Source organism: Antarcticibacterium arcticum, from assembly GCF_007993795.1.
Taxonomy (GTDB): domain Bacteria; phylum Bacteroidota; class Bacteroidia; order Flavobacteriales; family Flavobacteriaceae; genus Gillisia; species Gillisia arctica.
The window spans coordinates 3,261,017-3,279,395 of the sequence record NZ_CP042476.1 but is presented as its reverse complement, the minus strand read 5'-3'; the positions used below and the strand labels follow the sequence as shown (position 1 = coordinate 3,279,395).

The following is an 18,379-nucleotide window of genomic DNA, read 5'->3' as shown; positions in this document are numbered from 1 at the left end:
TCTCAAAACAACGCAAATACGTATCTTTACTTTTATAATTAAAAATTTCCTGAATGCTCTTCAATGCTATTGTCTGGAATCCTTCTGAAGGATTGGATCTGGGTTTTTTCACCCTTCATTACTACAGTTTAATGTTCCTTATCGCTTTTGGGCTGGGCTGGTACATTATGAAAAGTATTTATATTAAAGAGGGGATCGCTGTTGAGAAACTGGATTCTCTTTTTATTTATACCGTGCTTGCAACCCTTATAGGAGCCAGATTGGGCCATGTTATATTTTATGATTGGGATTATTTTCAGCATCATTTATTGGAAATATTCTTACCGGTGAAGTTTGAACCTGAATTTGAATTTACCGGGTTTAGAGGATTGGCAAGCCACGGTGCTGCCATAGGAATTATAATAGCAATGTACCTTTACAGGAAAAATGTACTGGATAAGCCGGTTTTATGGATCCTTGACCGGGTTGTGATCCCGGTAGCAAGTGGTGCAATATTTATAAGGATTGGAAATTTCATGAATTCAGAAATTATTGGAAAACCTACCAATTCAGATTTTGGAGTGATCTTTCAGAAACTGGGAGAAACCTTCCCCAGGCATCCCGCCCAGCTTTATGAATCTTTTTGTTACCTTATAATATTCCTGGTTTTATGGTTTACTTACTGGAAAACCGATAAAAAACACCGCCTGGGATATTTGTTTGGATTATTTCTTGTTTTATTATGGACCGTTCGCTTCTTTGTAGAATTCCTAAAGGAACCCCAGGGAGAAAATGAGATCGTAATGGGATTAAATACGGGTCAATGGTTGAGTATTCCTTTTATTATTGCAGGGTTCTACTTTATGTTCAGGTCCGTTAAACCAACGACAGTATGAGAAAGTGCATAAAAGGAATTTTTATATTTTCACTTACCACCGGAATGCTTTTTTCCTGTGCCAATGAGCCTAAAGAGTCAAGCATAGAAACAGAAGAAATTCTCTTTACTAAAGAAGGAGAACTTAGTTTTCTTAAAGGAGGTGAGGTCGAAAGAACCATTGATATTGAAATAGCCGACACTCCTTATGAAAGGGAAACAGGCTTAATGTACCGGAAGTCGCTGGGAGAGAATCAGGGTATGCTCTTCATCTATTCAAATGAAGCCTCCAGATCTTTTTATATGAAAAACACCTACATTCCGCTGGATCTCATTTTTTATAACAAAGACAGCATTGTAGTAAGCTTTCACGAGAATGCCGTACCCTTAACCGAAACTTCAATCCCCTCCAATTTTCCTGCTCAATTCATTCTTGAGCTCAATGCAGGTAAGGTAGAAGAATGGAATATCGAAACAGGGGATAAAATAAGGTTTACAAGAGATTAGATTCACGCAAAATTAAATAACATCAAATAAGAGGCTTCGGGAAACGGGGGCCTCTTTTTATTTCAGATTTACAAGGCGGCGAGGGTTATTCCTTTTAAAGATGCCTGCCTCCATCCCAATTTCAGCACAATAAATCACCCCTCTGGATACTAATGTACTCATCAGTTATCAATTCAATTCGCTGTATACGAACTATATCATCAGCTTGGATATTAAGCCTCTAGTACACTGCTAAAGGAAAAATCCCAGAAAAAAAAAAGGCTACCCTGTGAGGTAGCCTTTTAAAATATTTATCATTACTGTTATTAAGCAGCAACTTTCTTTTTACTGTCAAATTTCTCCTTCTTTTTAATACTGTCAACCATAACAGGGGTTGCAATAAACAGGGAAGAATAAGTACCTACAATAATACCCACGATCATTGCAAACATGAATCCGCGAAGACTCTCACCTCCAAATATAAAGATAGCAAGTAATACAATAATAGTGGTTAAAGAGGTATTAAGGGTTCTGCTCATAGTACTGTTCAAAGCCTTATTTACAGTTTTTCCCAACGGCCAGGTAGAATGTTCGTTTACAAATTCCCTTATCCTGTCAAATATTACCACGGTATCGTTCAATGAGTAACCTACAACAGTTAGGATTGCTGCAATGAATGCCTGGTTGATCTCCATACTAAAAGGCATAATGTTATAGAACAAAGAAAATATACCAAGTACTATAATAACATCATGTGCTACGGCTGCCACTGCCCCTAAACTGTATTGCCATTTTCTAAATCGCAACAGGATATATAAGAAAACAACAATAAGAGATCCAATGATAGCCCAGAAGGAATCATTTTTAATATCATCGGCAATGGTAGGCCCTACTTTCATAGATTGCAGGATCCCAATTGACCTTTCACCAGATCCTGAGGCAAAATTCTCAAAAGTTACATCCTGCGGAAGGTAAGATTGTAGTGCATCATACATCATTTGCTGTATTTCAGTATCTACAGCTTCTCCTTCATCTTCTACTTTATATTTGGTGGTGATTTTAAGCTGATTGTTTGCTCCGAAGGTTTTAGCCTCGGCGCTTCCAAAAGCAGCGATAAGGTCATCCTGAACCTCTGTTGGACTCACATCATCTGCAAATCTTACTGTATAAGTTCTTCCACCTACAAAATCAACACCTTGATTAAGACCATTGATCATAAAGGAAGCGATACTAATTAAAATAAGTACCCCAGAAATAACATATGCAATTTTCTTCTTTGCAAGAAAATCTATATTTAGATTTTTAAGAATGTTTTTGGTCCAGGAAGTACTAAACGGAAGATCTTTTCCATTTTTTCCGTAAGCATCAATAAACAATCTTGTAATAAAAATAGCAGTGAATAAAGAGGTTGCAATACCTATTAATAAAGTAGTAGCAAATCCTTTAATAGGACCCGTACCCAATACCAGTAATATCAAACCTGTAAGACCTGTTGTAATGTTGGCATCAAGAATTGAAGAAAGTGCATTGTTGAAACCATCTTTAATGGCATCCTTTTGAGCTTTTCCTTTGGCAAGCTCTTCCTTGATCCTTTCAAATATAAGTACGTTCGCATCAACGGACATACCTATTGTTAATACAATACCGGCGATTCCGGGTAAAGTTAGTACCGCACCAAGACCCGCAAGGATCCCGAAAATAAACAGAATGTTTACCACCAGGGCAACATCTGCAAAAATACCCGCTTTACCATAATAGAAGATCATCCATAACAATACAAATACAAGTGCAATAGCAAATGAATTAATACCACTATCAATTGATTCCTGTCCCAAAGATGGTCCTACGATCTCACTTTGAATAATTGCGGCTGAAGCCGGAAGTTTACCTGCCCGTAATACGTTAGCCAAATCCTGACCTTCGGTAATATCAAAATCTCCTGTGATCTCACTTCTACCTCCACTAATTGGCCCGGTACTTACCCCGGGGGCAGAATACACGGTCCTGTCAAGAACTATAGCAATATTACTTTGTTCTGAATATGCACGGCCGGTCATTTCTTCCCAGGTTTTAGCACCTTTACCGTTCATTTGCATAGAAACAGCAACTCTTCCTAACTGGTCAAAAGTTTGTTGAGCATCTGTAACAACATCTCCTGTTAACTGCGGTATATTCTCGCGGTTTCCTTTCAAAGCATATAATTCAACAAAATTATTCTTAGGCACACCCCATGCGAATTCAGCATATCTTAAATCTGAAGGCAATAAAGATTTTACCTGTGGAAGGTTTAAATACTCTCTCACTTTTGAAGTATCCTGAGCTCTGAAAGTTGCCAAAACAGGACTACCCTGAAAACCTGGAGAAACTATAAGCTCCAGTAATGGGTTGTTACCCGTTTGCGGTGCTGCAGCAGTATCCTCGGCACTTGCAAGAAGCGCTTCTATTTCATCATCTTCTGTAGCCTCAGTAATAGTGTCAGACTCTGTAACCGGAGTTTCCGTTTTTTCTGTTGGTCTTACTGTTTGTGCAATAACGCTATTGGCATCAAAAAGAAAATTTCCGAACTCATTGTTCTTATGAACAAACCAGAATTCCAACTGGGCTGTACTTTGAAGTAATCCCTTAACCCTGTTGATGTCTTTTGCACCGGGAAGCTCAACAAGAATCCTTCCTGAATTTCCTAATCTTTGGATATTTGGTTGGGTAACACCAAATTTATCGATACGCTTTCTTAAAACTTCAAATGCTGAAGAAATAGACTCATTTACCTTGTTTCGAAGAATAGGCTCTACTTCAGCATTATTCATTTCGAAATTCACCTCTTCACTCAATGATTTATTGGCAAAAAGATCTGGCGTTGCTAACCGTGCATTAGGTATATCATTATAAGCTTTAAAGAAAAGGTCTATATAATCATCCTGACTGTTTTTCTGAGCAGCATCTGCTTCGGCCAACGCCTGATTGAAGGCAGGATCCTGGCTGTTATTGGCAAGACCTCTTAAAATATCTTTAACAGAAATTTGAAGGATAACATTGATCCCCCCTTTTAAGTCAAGTCCTTTATTTAATTCTTTGTCCTTTGCCTCGTTATAGGTGATTCCGGCAAAGATGGATTCATTTCCAATAGAATCAAGATACCGCTCTTCGGCCTGGTCTCTTAATACCGAGTAATTCTCAACGTTGGTAGAAATTGTTCTTTCAGCGTGAGCTTCTGCTTTACTTTCTGCACTGGCGGCAATAAAAGTAAAGGATAACTGGTAGATACATACCAATCCAAATAAAATAGCAAAAACCTTGATCAGTCCTTTATTCTGCATTATTCCTTAATATTTAGGTCATTTTATAAAACGGACAAATATAGGACTTCATAATTCAAATCCCAATATTTTTTTTTTGAATACTTTAACTTTTATACATAAAAAAAGCCGCAACTGCTGCGGCCATTTTTTATGCATATTTGAGGGTTAAAAGAATTAAAATTCCAATAGATCATTGGTTCCTTTTACTCCTTTCGCACTTTCCTGCATCTTTGATTTCTCAGCTTCATTCAATTCAATTTCTACGATCTTTTCCAATCCATTTTTTCCTAAAATTGCAGGAACACCTATACAAAGATCATTTAAACCGTATTCCCCCTCAAGCAATACTGAACATGGGAACAATTTCTTTTGATCACATGCAATTGCCTGTACCAGGGCAGAAACCGCAGCACCCGGTGCATACCACGCACTCGTTCCTAATAGTTTGGTAAGGGTAGCTCCTCCAACTTTTGTATCTTCTGTAACCTGGTTCAACCGGTCTTCAGATAAAAAAGCGGTAACCGGTACCGAGTTTCTTGTGGCCAATCGTGCCAATGGCACCATGCCTGTATCACTATGACCTCCAATAACCATCCCGTCAACATCTGAAGGTGGGCACTCAAGGGCTTCACTTAAGAAATATTTAAAGCGGGCACTATCAAGAGCCCCGCCCATTCCAATAATCCTGTTTTTTGGCAAGCCGGTTGTTTTATGAACCAGATAGGTCATAGTATCCATTGGATTACTTACTACGATCACAACAGTTTCGGGAGAATACTTAATAAGGCTGGCAGAAACTTCCTTTACAATATTGGCATTAATCCCTATAAGTTCCTCCCTGGTCATTCCCGGCTTACGTGGAATTCCACTGGTTATCACCACAACATCACTTCCTGCGGTTTTTGAATAATCACCTGTAACTCCCGTTATTTTTGAATCAAATCCATTAAGGGAAGCTGTTTGCATAAGATCCATTGCTTTACCTTCAGCAAAGCCTTCTTTAATATCTACAAGAACGATCTCTGATGCGAAATCTTTAATAGCAATATATTCGGCACAACTGGCACCTACGGCACCTGCCCCTACTATAGTAACTTTCATTTTTATATGATTTTAATTAATTTTTCGTTTAAGCGAAAATACGAAATATGAACCTATTAAATAATAAGAAAACCCCAAAAGGTCTGTCAAATTCTATAATGTAAGCCAATATTTGCATTGAAGAAATTACTTGCGGTGAACATACTGCTTATTTTAAAATTGCTGAAATAATAATTAAAACCTATATCGCCCTTAAATTTTGTGCTGTTCCCGTGAAGATTCATTAATTCCTGATTCAACAACGGTAAAGCAGGACCGGTCCCCCCCATTTTATAATCAAACTGAGAAAGTGTTACACCAAGAGCTCCAAAAACTTCGAAGGAATCATATAATTTGGATCCCAGGACCTGGAACAACCAAAGATCGGCATTTACATCTATCCGGTTCAATTCCATGAAAGGTGGAATTGATAATTGGGAAAAAGCATAATCTACTTTAAAATTACTATAGGTAGCTGCTGCTGCAAATTGAAAATCTTCAGGATCAAACCTTCTTTCTATATATTGACTAAAATTGTGTTTTATACCTGCTCCATAAGTACTAAAACCTATATCATTCACCATTATTGGCGGTAAAAATCTCACAGCCACCTCTGTGCCATAAGGCAAACCTACGGTTACCTGAGGATAGGGGTGTAATAACATGCCCTTATCCAGGCCATCAATAGCCTCAAATTCTTTTGTTTCAACATTTCCATTTAAGGGATTTCTAAATTCCAATTCAAACATCACATTAGTATCCCCTCCATAAACAGTAGGGATTAATGCATTATTACTTCCTTTTACATTAACCAACTTTATATCCCGATCGTTAGTAATTAAGGCATTTTTTTTACCTGATGGCACGAACAATCCATTTCCATGTAGAGAAACTTCAAATTTCCATTTATCTAATGTGCTTGCGGATGAGAACCAACCGGCACTAGTCTGAATGGCCGCACCTTCAGCACCCGGAGCTGCAAATTTGTCTGCGATCACCAGCATATCATTGATTAATTGGGTTTGTTGATCATCCTGTGCAAATGCGGTTTGACCTATACCCAGAAAAGAGAACACAAGCAGGGGGACTCGGAGATTTTTCAAATGGTTTTTTTTTTAGTTGCGTTGTAAAAATACTAAAAATACAATAGCTGTGTATTGATAACGTAAATTTCAGGAAATTATTAAAAAAGCCCAAACTTTCGTTTAGGCCTGTGCTTTTAAAACTATCTAATAGTTAAACATCAATGTTGGCATATACAGCATTTTTCTCTATAAACTCCCTTCTTGGCGGTACCTCATCTCCCATCAACATAGAGAAGATCCTGTCGGCCTCACTGCTATTATCAATATTCACCTGTCGCAGCATCCTGAATTCCGGATTCATTGTAGTATCCCACAATTGTTCTGCATTCATCTCTCCCAAACCTTTATATCGCTGAATTTGAACGCTTCCGTTAAAACTTTCAGCTATGGCATCGCGTTCTTTTTCATTCCACGCATATTGCTTTTTCTGGCCTTTTTTAACAAGGTATAAGGGTGGGGTTGCAATGTAAATATGTCCATTTTCCAGTAATTCCTTCATATATCTATAGAAGAAAGTAAGGATAAGCGTTTCAATGTGGCTACCATCCACATCAGCATCACACATTATGACCACCTTATGGTATCGAAGTTTGGAAAGGTTAAGTGCTTTACTGTCTTCCTCGGTTCCAATGGTAACACCAAGTGCAGTATATATGTTTTTTATCTCCTCATTATCAAACACCCTGTGGGTCATTGCTTTTTCCACATTCAGGATCTTACCCCTTAATGGCAAAATAGCCTGAAAATTCCTGTCTCTTCCCTGCTTGGCAGTACCACCTGCCGAGTCTCCCTCTACAAGGTACACCTCACATTTTGCAGGATCCTGCTCAGAACAATCTGATAATTTTCCGGGCAACCCGCCAATACTCATTACAGTTTTACGCTGCACCAGTTCTCTCGCTTTCTTGGCCGCGTGACGCGCCTGAGCAGCAAGGATCACTTTTTCAACAATGATCTTGGCATCCCCGGGATGTTCTTCCAGATAATTCTCAAGCATTTCAGAAACAGCCTGTGATACCGCAGCTGTTACTTCCCTGTTCCCTAACTTGGTCTTGGTTTGACCCTCAAATTGAGGTTCTGCAACTTTTACTGAAATAATAGCTGTCAATCCCTCACGAAAATCATCTCCGGCGATTTCAAATTTCAGCTTATCCAGCATTCCGGATGCATCTGCATATTTCTTTAATGTAGTAGTAAGACCTCTTCTAAAACCTGCAAGATGGGTTCCACCTTCATGCGTATTGATATTGTTTACATAAGAATGCAAATTCTCATTGAAGGAGGTATTGTAAACCATTGCAACTTCAACGGGGATATCATTCTTTTCTCCTTCCATTGAGATCACATCACTTATGATAGATTCACGGTTGCCATCAAGAAATCTTACAAATTCCTTTAGACCATCATCTGAATGAAAGACCTCTGTGGCTATTTCCCCTTTTTCATCAACAATACGCTCATCTGTAAGATATATTGTGATCCCTTTATTTAAAAATGACAATTCCCGCATTCTCGTTGCAAGGGTGTCATAACTATAATCTACGGTTTGTTGAAAAATACTGGGATCTGGCTTGAAAGTGATAACGGTACCACTAAGTTCTGTTTCACCTACCGGCTTAACAGGATAAAGAGGTTTTCCCAATTCATATTCCTGCTCCCAAATGGTCCCATCGCGGTAAACAGTGGCCTTAAGGCTCTGCGAAAGCGCATTAACACAACTTACCCCCACCCCGTGCAAACCTCCGGATACTTTATAGGAATCTTTATCAAATTTACCACCAGCACCAATCTTGGTCATTACCACCTCAAGAGCCGATACTCCTTCTTTTTTGTGAAGATCTACCGGGATCCCCCTTCCATTATCCTCGGTCTTAACCGATCCATCTTTTTGAATTGTAACTTTTATGGTGTCACAGTGCCCGGCCATGGCCTCATCAATAGAATTATCTACCACTTCATAAACCAGGTGATGCAAACCTCTTACCCCTGTATCTCCAATGTACATGGATGGCCGCATGCGCACATGCTCCATCCCTTCCAGGGCCTGAATACTATCTGCCGAATAACTGTTTTTCTTCGCTTCTTCGCTCATATATAACTCTGTTAATTTTCCTCAATTTTTATAACAGACAAATATAAGAAAACCCCTACTCCTATTAGCTTGAAGCGCTTCCCATTAGCTTTAAGTTATTAACAATTTGTGTAAAAAACTCCACATTTTTCGCACTGTTTTTCACTCACACCGCCTTTACGCTGTGTAAGGTGCTTTTTGCGACATGTGAGGCGTTTGCCCTACCACTGGGATCAAGGTCTTCCTGCCATTTTGGAATCCACTTTTTAACACTTCTCGCTGCGCTTTCCTGAGGATAAAATGAATGGAAGATTTCACGATAATAATAGGCCTCTTTGGTAGAAGGAGTATTGATTGGAAATTTCAAATGGGCTGTTTCCATTTCAACATCACTAACCTGCGAAGAAGCATATTCTACAAGTCGGTCTATCCAGCTATAGCCCACTCCATCGCTAAATTGTTCTTTTTGCCTCCATAGTACCTCCTGTGGTAAGAATGGAGCTTCAGGAGTGTCAAATGCTTTCCTGAGGATATATTTTTCAATACCTTCATACGCTGCCGGCATCTTGTGCTGCGGGGCAATTTCCATAGCAGTTCGAAGAAAGGCTTTGTCAAGAAATGGAACCCTGGCTTCAAGCCCGTGAGCCATCGTAGATTTATCGGCCCGCAAACAATCTGCCGTAGAAAGCCTCTTTACCCTTCTTATTGTTTCCTTCTGAAAGGCATCAGCTGTGGGAGCATTTTTAAAATAAAGATATCCGCCAAAGATCTCATCTGCCCCTTCTCCCGAAAGAACCACTTTTATACCCATATCTGTAATTGCTTTGGAAAGGAAATACATTGGAGTACTAGCTCTAACCGAAGTTACATCATAAGTTTCAAGATGCCAGATAAGTTTTTTAAGGATTGCAAGCCCCTCTTCTACCGTAAAATGAATTTCATGATGATCTGTCTTTAAAAATTCTGCTACTTTTCTTGCTGCGATAAGGTCTGGTGCATCACCGTCCAAACCAATAGAAAATGAATGAAGTTTTTTACCGTCTTCAGCAAGAATCCTCGAGGCTATAGAAGAGGTAAGGGAAGAGTCCAGGCCGCCACTTAACAATACCCCCAAAGGCACATCGGCCATTAAACGCTTTTTGGTAGCGGCAACCAGCGATTCCCTTAATTTTTGAAGATCGGCACGCCCTGTGCATTTTTCAGGTGAGTTCCATTCGGGTTTATAATATTGAACAAAACCGGTAGAGGCGGTATAATAATAGCCCGGTGGGAAAGCCTCAAATGTTACACATTCCTCTGCAAGAACTTTCATTTCGCTGGCAAACCACAATGCCCCGGCGCTGTCTCTCCCGTAATAAAGAGGCTTTACTCCAATTGGGTCACGGGCGGCGATAAAATCATGTCCGTCTACTACCACAAAAGCAAAATCGCCATCCAGTTTATCTACAAAACCGTATCCATATTTTTCATAAAGGTGAACAATCACCTCAGAATCTCCCGTGGTTCTGAAGCAATGATCTTTTAATTCGGTTTGTTGTAATGCTTTGTAGTTATATATTTCACCATTGTGTATCATCCAGGCCGTAGAAGTACCCTGGATAGGTTGCTTTCCAGTATTTACATCCATTATAGCCAGTCTTTCATGACTTAGTATCATACCGGTTTCAGTGATATGTATATCATTTTCATCTGGCCCCCTATGACTCATTCGTTTGGAAAGCTCTTTAATTTTTTGAGGTTGTTCCTTTGATCCTATAACTGCAAGTATCCCACACATAATATTTTGTTTTAATTTATAAGGCAAATGTGCACCATACACATTATATTATAAACAAGAATTTACTATTTGCTTACAGTTTGTAATTAAAGGTCGAATATTAGATGAAATATAAAATAAGTAAGAGATAAAAATTGATAATTTGGTGACAATTGAAAACATCAAAAATTAACAAATAATAAGACTTTGTTAACGGCTTAGATCCCCTATAAACAGTACATTTATCACAATTAAAAAACCTATACATTATGAAAAAATTAATTTATGTTGCTATAATCGCTTTTATGGCATTTCCTTTAAATGATATCAATGCACAGGACAAACCGGCCACCTCGCCAAATTTTCCTAAAATAGATGCCAGCCCAATGGATCTGGTGGTGTATAAGGATGCCAGTGATAAAGTTGTTGCCAGAGTTATTTACAGCAGACCTCAAAAAAGAGACAGGGAAGTATTTGGAAAATTGGTTCCCTATGGACAGGTTTGGAGAACAGGAGCCAATGAAGCGACTGAACTTACGCTTTATAAGGATATGAAAGTAGCTGATGTAGTAGTTAAAGCCGGTACATATACTATTTATACTATTCCGGAAGAAAAGGAATGGACTGTGATTTTGAATAAAACAATACATACCTGGGGAGCTTACGAATATACAGACAAGGAAGACCTTGTAAGAATTATAGTTCCTGTGAGACAATCTCCAACTTCAATTGAAGCTTTTTCTATGACCTTTGCCCCGGCAGAAGGTGGAGCTTCTCTTTTAATGGGATGGGATAACAAGTACGTAGAAGTACCATTTAAGAATGTGAAATAAGAAAGATTAAGCTTTTAGTTTTTTAATCGGGTTAAGGACTTCAAATCAATTGAATTCTTAACCCGATTACTTTTTAGGGAATATTCAAATATTTGTGGGTCTGCAATGAAACTTTCCATTTAGGATTCTGCATGACGAAATCTACAATTAAGGGGATCATTTTCTCCCTCTTACTCCATTCCGGCTGTAAATATAAAATACATTCACTATTTACCCGGGCGGCTTGTTCCTCGGCAAACTTAAGGTCGTGTGCGTTAAATACAATTACCTTCAGCTCATTGGCCACCTTATAAATTTCTTCAGTAGGAAGCTTTAGTTTTTTTGGAGAAAGGCATATCCAATCCCACTGGCCGGTTAATTTATAAGCGCCGGAGGTTTCTATATGAATCTTGCAACCCCTTTCCTTTAATTTATCTGTGAGCGGTTTCATATTCCAGGTTAAAGGTTCTCCCCCTGTGATCACTACCGTCTTACTATATTTAGTGGCTTCCTCCACCATGGCCTCTACTCCCGTGGGAGGATGAAGTTCTGCATTCCAGCTTTCCTTCACATCACACCAGTGACATCCAACATCACACCCACCAATTCTTATAAAATAAGCAGCAGTACCTTTATGAAATCCTTCTCCCTGTATTGTGTAAAATGCTTCCATAAGGGGCAACATTGTCCCCTGTTCTACCTGCGCATTTATTTCCTCTTTTATCATGCCGCAAAGGTAATCAAAAAGAAACAGCCTGTAATCCACTTTTAGATTAAGCTTCAAGGATTAAATTAAACCCCGGAAAAGATATATTACTTCAGGATAAGTCCGTTAGTTGAGGAAAATTCCAAATTTTCCAGGTCATGAAAAAACCCATTCACAATGGCATACTTAATTTTCCCATCCTTTTCGAGAAAGAAAGTAGGGTTAACTCCAACTCCCAACCGCGAGGGTACCTTAAAATTCTCTCCTACCACAATTACGGGCTGATTTGTGAAATTGGCGCTTTCGGGAACATCTTTTATTTTCACATATGAATATCCATTGGTTAAAAGCTCCTTAAAATTCAGATCACTTAAATCCGCAAGCCAGGCTATTGCATTAGGATATACTTTTCCCCATTTAACTTTATAACCCGTAAGATCATGGGTATTATAACCATAATTGGTAGAAAGGTCGCCCTGATCTGTAATACCTGCCCGGTTAAAAATTCCTTTTTTCACATCCCATATTTCCTGATAGTTAATCCCCAGGTCCAAAATATAGGAATCACCTGCTAATTCGTATTCCAGTCCTGTTAATTTAAGGTCATATAACTTACTGTCATTTTCCGGGATCTTTTCATACTCTGAAAGTTCCCGCTTTTTATAATCCTCATTTGCAATAGAAAATACTGCAGAAAGGATTGAAACAAAATTAAGTTTCCTGATCTCCTGTTTTCCCGGATCATTTAAAAATCCGCCAGACTCAATAAGGATGGCACTGGTTCCCCATTTCTGGATGTTATCTCCAAAAGCCCTTGGTTCAAAATCATCATTGTACTTGGCGACCTGTCCCGGGGCAAAGCGTTGTATCACCTCATTCATTTCTATGATAACCTTCATCGCATTCCCCCTTACTTCATTTACATCTTTTTCATAATTATATGCAGGCGCCAGAAATGATATTGTTGCAGGATTTGCAGTGCCCTCTGCATTGTAATACTTACTTTGGTCATGCAGGTTAAATCCAAAATCTGCATTTAAACTGTCCCTTACCCTTTTGAGGGTTTTACCTTCCGGCGATTGAAGTCTTAAAGCATCCCGGTTTATATCAATTCCCAGGGCATTTCTTCTTTGAAAAACCTCAGCCCCATCAGGATTGAGCATTGGCAAAAAGTGAAGTCGCAGCTTTTTAAAGAGTTCATTTTTTTCAGCAGAAAATTTATTGGAAGTAATGAAATTAAAAATATCCATTACTGCCATGGTAGCGGTAGATTCGTCTCCATGCATTTGAGACCAAAGAAAAACATCAATTTCCCCGGTACCTACAGAGATAAGAAAAAGGTCCCTGCCTTCAATGGACTCCCCCACCTTTTGCACATCAAAATTGTTGTTTTGGCCCAGCTTTTTGATAAGCGGAACAACATCCTCGTGTTTAAACCTTTTATGGGTAATTGACGATTCCTTAAACTCACTATAGGAATCCCAGAATTCCTGGGCAAGATCCTTGGGCTGGGCGGTTGCAGGGGAGAAAAACAGAAAAGCGATCAATATGGAAAAAAAATTCAGGAATTTCATAAGGCTGAAAAATAGGTTACAACGGGATAAAATTAGTAAAAAAAACTCCCGGAAATTTCCCGGGAGTTTTATGTTTTCTAAAAGTTCATTATTCGTTCCAGAAGATCCTGTCCAGCAAAGTTACATCTGGAACATTACTGCCATTCCTACTCCTTTCGGAATCCGGATAGGCCAGGCGCCGTATTAATTGGCCATTTAGATCGGGATTAAGGTTATCTGGCAACTCAAAGCCTTCATACTGATAATTAAACCTTCTGGCATCTACCCAGGCTTCAGGATGTAAGAACATAGCCTTCCATTTTTCTTCAAATATATCATCAATAGTAAAGGCTGCTTCACCCATGCTTACTTCGGGATTATTGAGATATGCCTGAATCTCTGCTTCAGGTACACCCACCTTCCTCATATGCGCTTCAATTCCATCAAGATAAGCTTGATAGGATCTTGATTTATCGATAGTAAATGCTGCTTCAGCCTCTATGAATTTTTGTTCAAAATATGTAGCAATTAGCACAGGTCCTTCTCTTTCGGTATAAAACTGACCTTCGATTAAAGTAGATCTTGCACCAGATTCCGGAGCGTCACCTCTACCGGCTCCACTCTTTACACCAATGTATTCGCCCTGGGATGTAGCACCTATAAGCAAAGGCATTCTGGGATCTTCTACCCCGTGAATTGTCCCATCAAAAGCAGCGATAAATTGTTCTGAAATCCAGCCTCCCAGAAACAGGTTAGCATTACGAATAGCTACATTGGCCCAGGGATTTAATGCCTGTTCAAAATATTCTACCTGTGCATCATCTGCAGAGCTTTCGAATCCCGAATCCAATGCTGCCAAAACCGCAGTTGCATCATAGGCATTGGTACCACTTAAGTGATTTAAATACCTTGCGCGAAGCATGTTACCAAATTTCACCCATTTTGCAGGGTCCCCTGAATAAATAAAATCATCATCCCCTAATGGTAAAGTGGTTTCCTGAGACATATTGGAAACTCCTTCATTAAGTAATGAAAGAACCTTGTTATAAAGTTCAGCATCATCATCATAGGATGGAGTTAAGGTCGCAAAATTAAAAGATTCACTAAAAGGCACATCTCCAAAGGAATCTACCGTCATCGCGAGATTAAGCGCCAGAAGGATTTGTCCTGCTCCTTCATAATGATTTGCACCGCTTTCCTTAGCCGCGTTAATCATATCATTAAGATCTGTCATCACACTATAAAGACTAGCCCAGGTATTATCAAAGCTTGTAGCTTCCATAGTATCTGAGGAACCCGAGGGATTAGGGGATGCCAGGTATTGAACATAACTTGAAGTAACACTTCCCAACCTAAAAACATTTTGGGCTGTTTCATAAGTTGAGTTCGTCATTAACCCTGCCAGTGGAGCTTCTGTAGGATTGTTTGGATTTTCGTTAATATCCAGATAATCATCACAGGAGACTAATGCTGCGAAAGCACTTAGCGTGAGGCAATATTTAAATATATTTTTTAGAATTTTCATAATTAAAATTTTTTAGAAACCTAAATTAAGAGTAAAAAATAAACTTTGAACTCCGGGGTAACCAAGACCCGAGAAACCTACTGCATTTCCACCCGCACCGGCACTGAATGATTCAGGATCAAACCCATCCCAGGGAGTATAAAGTATAATGTTATTTGCAGCTACAGCAATTCTGGCAGAGTTAATAAACCCAATTGCTCCCAATATATTTTCATTAAAATTATACCCAAGGGTAATATTTCTTAATTTAATAAAGGAGGCATCCTGTACAAAGTTCTCACTTACTGTACGTTCAGTGTTTCGGTAAAATCCTGCTCCGTAATTTCTACCATCGGGGCCCACACCCTGACCCAGCCAAACTTCCAGTGTATTAGGGGTACCATCTGCAAGCACACCCTCAAAAACTCTGGTAGTATTTCTGTCTAAAGTTTGTTCTGAAATTCCAAATGCTGAGAAGAACATATCATATTGGTTATATTGCTCAACACCTGTTCTAAAATCCATAAGAAATGAAAGGTCCCAACCCTTATAGTTAAGGTTATTACTTAAGCCACCTATCCATTTTGGGGTAGCATTACCCAGAATTAACAATTCCCCGTTTCTTACCGGGAAACCATTCGCTCCTATGATTACCGGAAGGTCCTTATCGAGATGGGTAGCATCTGGAGAAGCTCCAAATCTCGCATAACTACTACCATAAATATTTCCATAAGCTTCCCCCTCTGTAAGAATTGAGAAAACAGTGCTCCCTACATAACCAAACTGACTTCCTAATGCAATTTGTTCTATACCCTCTCTAATGGATACAACTTCGTTTTGATTATAAGCTGCATTGAAAGTTACTTCCCATCTAAAATTCTCTGTTCTTACAGGGGTACCTCTAAGAATGAATTCTACACCTTTGTTTTCTATTTCCCCAGCGTTTGTGATAAAGGTTGAAAAACCGGTGGTATTTGAAACAGGTACAGGAATGATCTGGTCCTTACTATTTGATTTATACCAGGTAAAATCAAGACCAAGACGATTCTCAAAGAACCTAAGATCTGTTCCCAGTTCTATTGCAGTTGTTCTTTCGGGTTTTAAATTTAAATCCCCATATTGGCTAAATCTGGTAAAACCAACCTGACCGTTCAAAGGATAAACCGTTGGTGCGGTATACGTTTGCCCAATTAAATATGGATCTGTATCCTTTCCTACTTCAGCATAGGATGCTCTTATCTTTCCAAATGTAAGAAAGTCCGGATTTTCTAAAGCCTCTGTAAATACAAATCCAAGGTTTACTGAAGGATAAAAAAACGAGTTGTTACCCTGGGGCAAAGTAGAAGTCCAGTCATTTCTTGCGGTAAGGTTCAAAAACAGCATATTATCATACTCAAGGCTTAGATCTCCATAAACACCCACCAACCTTTTTTTGCGCTTATCCTGTGAGTTTGATATTTGGTTTGTATAACTTAGATCATAGAACCGGGGAATTACAAAATCAGTTCCCGTAGCATCAATTCTTTCAAGGTTTCTCTCAAAAACATCATTACCCATACGCAAGACAGTACTAAACTTCTCACTCCAGTCTCTTGAAAGGGTAACAAAAAGATTGGAGTTAAGATCTCTGCTGTTAATACGCGTTTCGGTAATAAACCCCCTGCTATCCAATGGAAGTTCTCCCTGAATACCCAGCGGACCTGGAGTAATTGAGGTGCGGGCATCACTAAAATAATCTGTTCCAACAATATAATTCACATTTAACCAATCTAAGGGACGGTATGTAAAATTAAGATTACCCGTTACCCGGTTCACTTCATCTTCAAATGTACTAAAGCGGGCATCGTAAATAGGATTGGTGTTACCACCTCTTTGGTTCATTGTTCCGTCCTCATTTATGTAATCTCTAATATCTTTATTAGGAGTATTATAAACCAGCCTTTCCATAAACCTGTCATGTGGAACCCTGTTTCCGCCAGAAACCACATAAGCCATATTTCCCGCAACTGTAAATTTCTCATTAAATTTAAGTTCCCCATTTAAACGGGCTGTAGTCCTGCCCCACGTACTAAATGGAAGAATTCCTTCCTGGTCAAGATTACTAACCGATGCATAAAAATTTGCATTTTCGGTTCCGCCTGAAATATTAAAAGAATTATCATATTGAACACCGGTATTCATAGCATCTCTCCAAATATCGTAAAATTGAGCATCGGGGTCTATTTGTCTTATCTCATCCATTGAAGGACCCCAATTTGGCCAAAATGAATTAGGATCATAAACCCCACCAAAACCTTGTCCATAAACTTCCTGAAATTTGGGATATTGATTCACTTCCTCAAAACCTACACTACTACTTACATTTACTTTAACAGCCCCTGCTTTTCCTTTTTTAGTAGTAATAATTACGGCACCATTTGCTGCCCGCACCCCGTAAAGAGCTGTTGCCGCAGCGCCCTTTAGCACGTTCATAGATGCTATATCATTGGGATTAATATCGGCAGCTCTGTTTGATAAACCTCGAGGCGTACCTCCAGATTCGGTGGTGGAATTATCAATTGGCACCCCATCAATTACAAATAAGGGTTGATTGTCTGCATTGGGGTCTAGAGAATTTACTCCCCTAATAATGATACGGGCACTTTGACCCGGTGCACCTCCCGAATTGGTAATTTGCACCCCAGCTGCCTGACCCTGCAGGGCACTTACAATATTAGGTTGTTTTGTCCTTGTTATTTCTTCAGAAGTAACTTCCTGCACAGCATAACCCAGAGCCCGGGTTTTCCTTTCAATACCGAAGGAAGTAACTACTACTTCATCAAGGCCCTCCAAATCTTCAACCAATGCCATATTGATTACAGTTTGAGTTCCTACCTGCACTTCGCGTGTTGCAAAGCCTAAAGAAGAGAAAACCAAGGTCGCGTTATCTGCCACCGAAATTGAATATCTCCCATCCATGTCTGTCACCGTTCCCTGATTTGTACCTTTTACAATAACATTTACTCCGGGTAGTGTCATGCCGTCTCTCGAGGAGGTAACTGTTCCTGTTACCCTCTTTTCCTGGGCAAGCATCGCAGTAAACTGGAATAATGCCATAAAGACTAAAATCGTAATTTTGTTTTTCATATATTAGTTTGTTAAAAATTTATGAAATGTTTTTAAATATAAAGAAAA

Annotated in this window: 12 protein-coding genes; 3 read left to right on the top strand and 9 right to left on the bottom strand. The window is 39.2% G+C overall.

The genetic code is table 11. The annotated features are described in order from the left end of the window. Positions 1-53: 53 nt before the first annotated feature. Together lgt and FK178_RS14860 are read left to right on the top strand one after the other, a co-directional pair. Positions 54-875, top strand: a complete 822-nt coding sequence (lgt, locus tag FK178_RS14865; protein ID WP_146837033.1) for a prolipoprotein diacylglyceryl transferase — start codon at positions 54-56, stop codon at positions 873-875. Then, the gene (locus tag FK178_RS14860; RefSeq protein ID WP_146837030.1) at positions 872-1,360 is read left to right on the top strand and encodes a DUF192 domain-containing protein; all 489 of its coding nucleotides are present in this window, start codon (positions 872-874) and stop codon (positions 1,358-1,360) included. Before lgt ends, FK178_RS14860 begins: the two co-directional genes overlap by 4 nt. Before the next feature lie 305 nt (positions 1,361-1,665). Here FK178_RS14860 and secDF read toward each other — a convergent pair whose 3' ends face one another. The 5 genes from secDF to asnB form a co-directional block, all read right to left on the bottom strand. Beyond that, a complete protein-coding gene (gene secDF / locus FK178_RS14855; protein WP_146837026.1) occupies positions 1,666-4,656 on the bottom strand; it encodes a protein translocase subunit SecDF in 2,991 nt (996 codons plus the stop codon). A 156-nt stretch (positions 4,657-4,812) separates the two neighbouring features. Further along, positions 4,813-5,739, bottom strand: coding sequence for a malate dehydrogenase (gene mdh / locus FK178_RS14850; RefSeq protein WP_146837023.1), 927 nt, complete (start codon positions 5,737-5,739; stop codon positions 4,813-4,815). 86 nt (positions 5,740-5,825) lie between these two features. Continuing rightward, entirely contained in the window at positions 5,826-6,821 is a 996-nt protein-coding gene (locus FK178_RS14845) for a DUF6588 family protein (RefSeq protein ID WP_146837020.1), read from the bottom strand. A gap of 133 nt (positions 6,822-6,954) precedes the next feature. Next, positions 6,955-8,895, bottom strand: coding sequence for a DNA topoisomerase (ATP-hydrolyzing) subunit B (gene gyrB, locus FK178_RS14840; RefSeq protein WP_146837017.1), 1,941 nt, complete (start codon positions 8,893-8,895; stop codon positions 6,955-6,957). 145 nt (positions 8,896-9,040) lie between these two features. Then, the gene (gene asnB / locus FK178_RS14835; protein ID WP_146837014.1) at positions 9,041-10,651 is read right to left on the bottom strand and encodes an asparagine synthase B; all 1,611 of its coding nucleotides are present in this window, start codon (positions 10,649-10,651) and stop codon (positions 9,041-9,043) included. A gap of 248 nt (positions 10,652-10,899) precedes the next feature. Here asnB and FK178_RS14830 point away from each other — a divergent pair, with 248 nt between their 5' ends. Beyond that, positions 10,900-11,463 carry a DUF2911 domain-containing protein gene (locus FK178_RS14830; protein ID WP_146837011.1) on the top strand — a complete coding sequence of 188 codons (564 nt, stop codon included), beginning with the start codon at positions 10,900-10,902 and terminating at the stop codon, positions 11,461-11,463. 73 nt (positions 11,464-11,536) lie between these two features. On the opposite strand, the gene FK178_RS14825 is transcribed toward FK178_RS14830, so the two are convergent. The 4 genes from FK178_RS14825 to FK178_RS14810 form a co-directional block, all read right to left on the bottom strand. Further along, complete coding sequence (locus FK178_RS14825; RefSeq protein WP_146837718.1) at positions 11,537-12,169, bottom strand: 7-carboxy-7-deazaguanine synthase QueE; 633 nt, start codon at positions 12,167-12,169, stop codon at positions 11,537-11,539. An 86-nt stretch (positions 12,170-12,255) separates the two neighbouring features. Continuing rightward, entirely contained in the window at positions 12,256-13,722 is a 1,467-nt protein-coding gene (locus FK178_RS14820; protein ID WP_146837008.1) for a M14 family zinc carboxypeptidase, read from the bottom strand. 88 nt (positions 13,723-13,810) lie between these two features. After that, positions 13,811-15,226, bottom strand: a complete 1,416-nt coding sequence (locus tag FK178_RS14815) for a SusD/RagB family nutrient-binding outer membrane lipoprotein (protein ID WP_146837005.1) — start codon at positions 15,224-15,226, stop codon at positions 13,811-13,813. Between the two features lie 12 nt (positions 15,227-15,238). After that, positions 15,239-18,331 (bottom strand): SusC/RagA family TonB-linked outer membrane protein, encoded by a 3,093-nt coding sequence (locus tag FK178_RS14810; protein ID WP_146837002.1) that lies wholly within the window; start codon positions 18,329-18,331, stop codon positions 15,239-15,241. Positions 18,332-18,379: the final 48 nt, after the last annotated feature.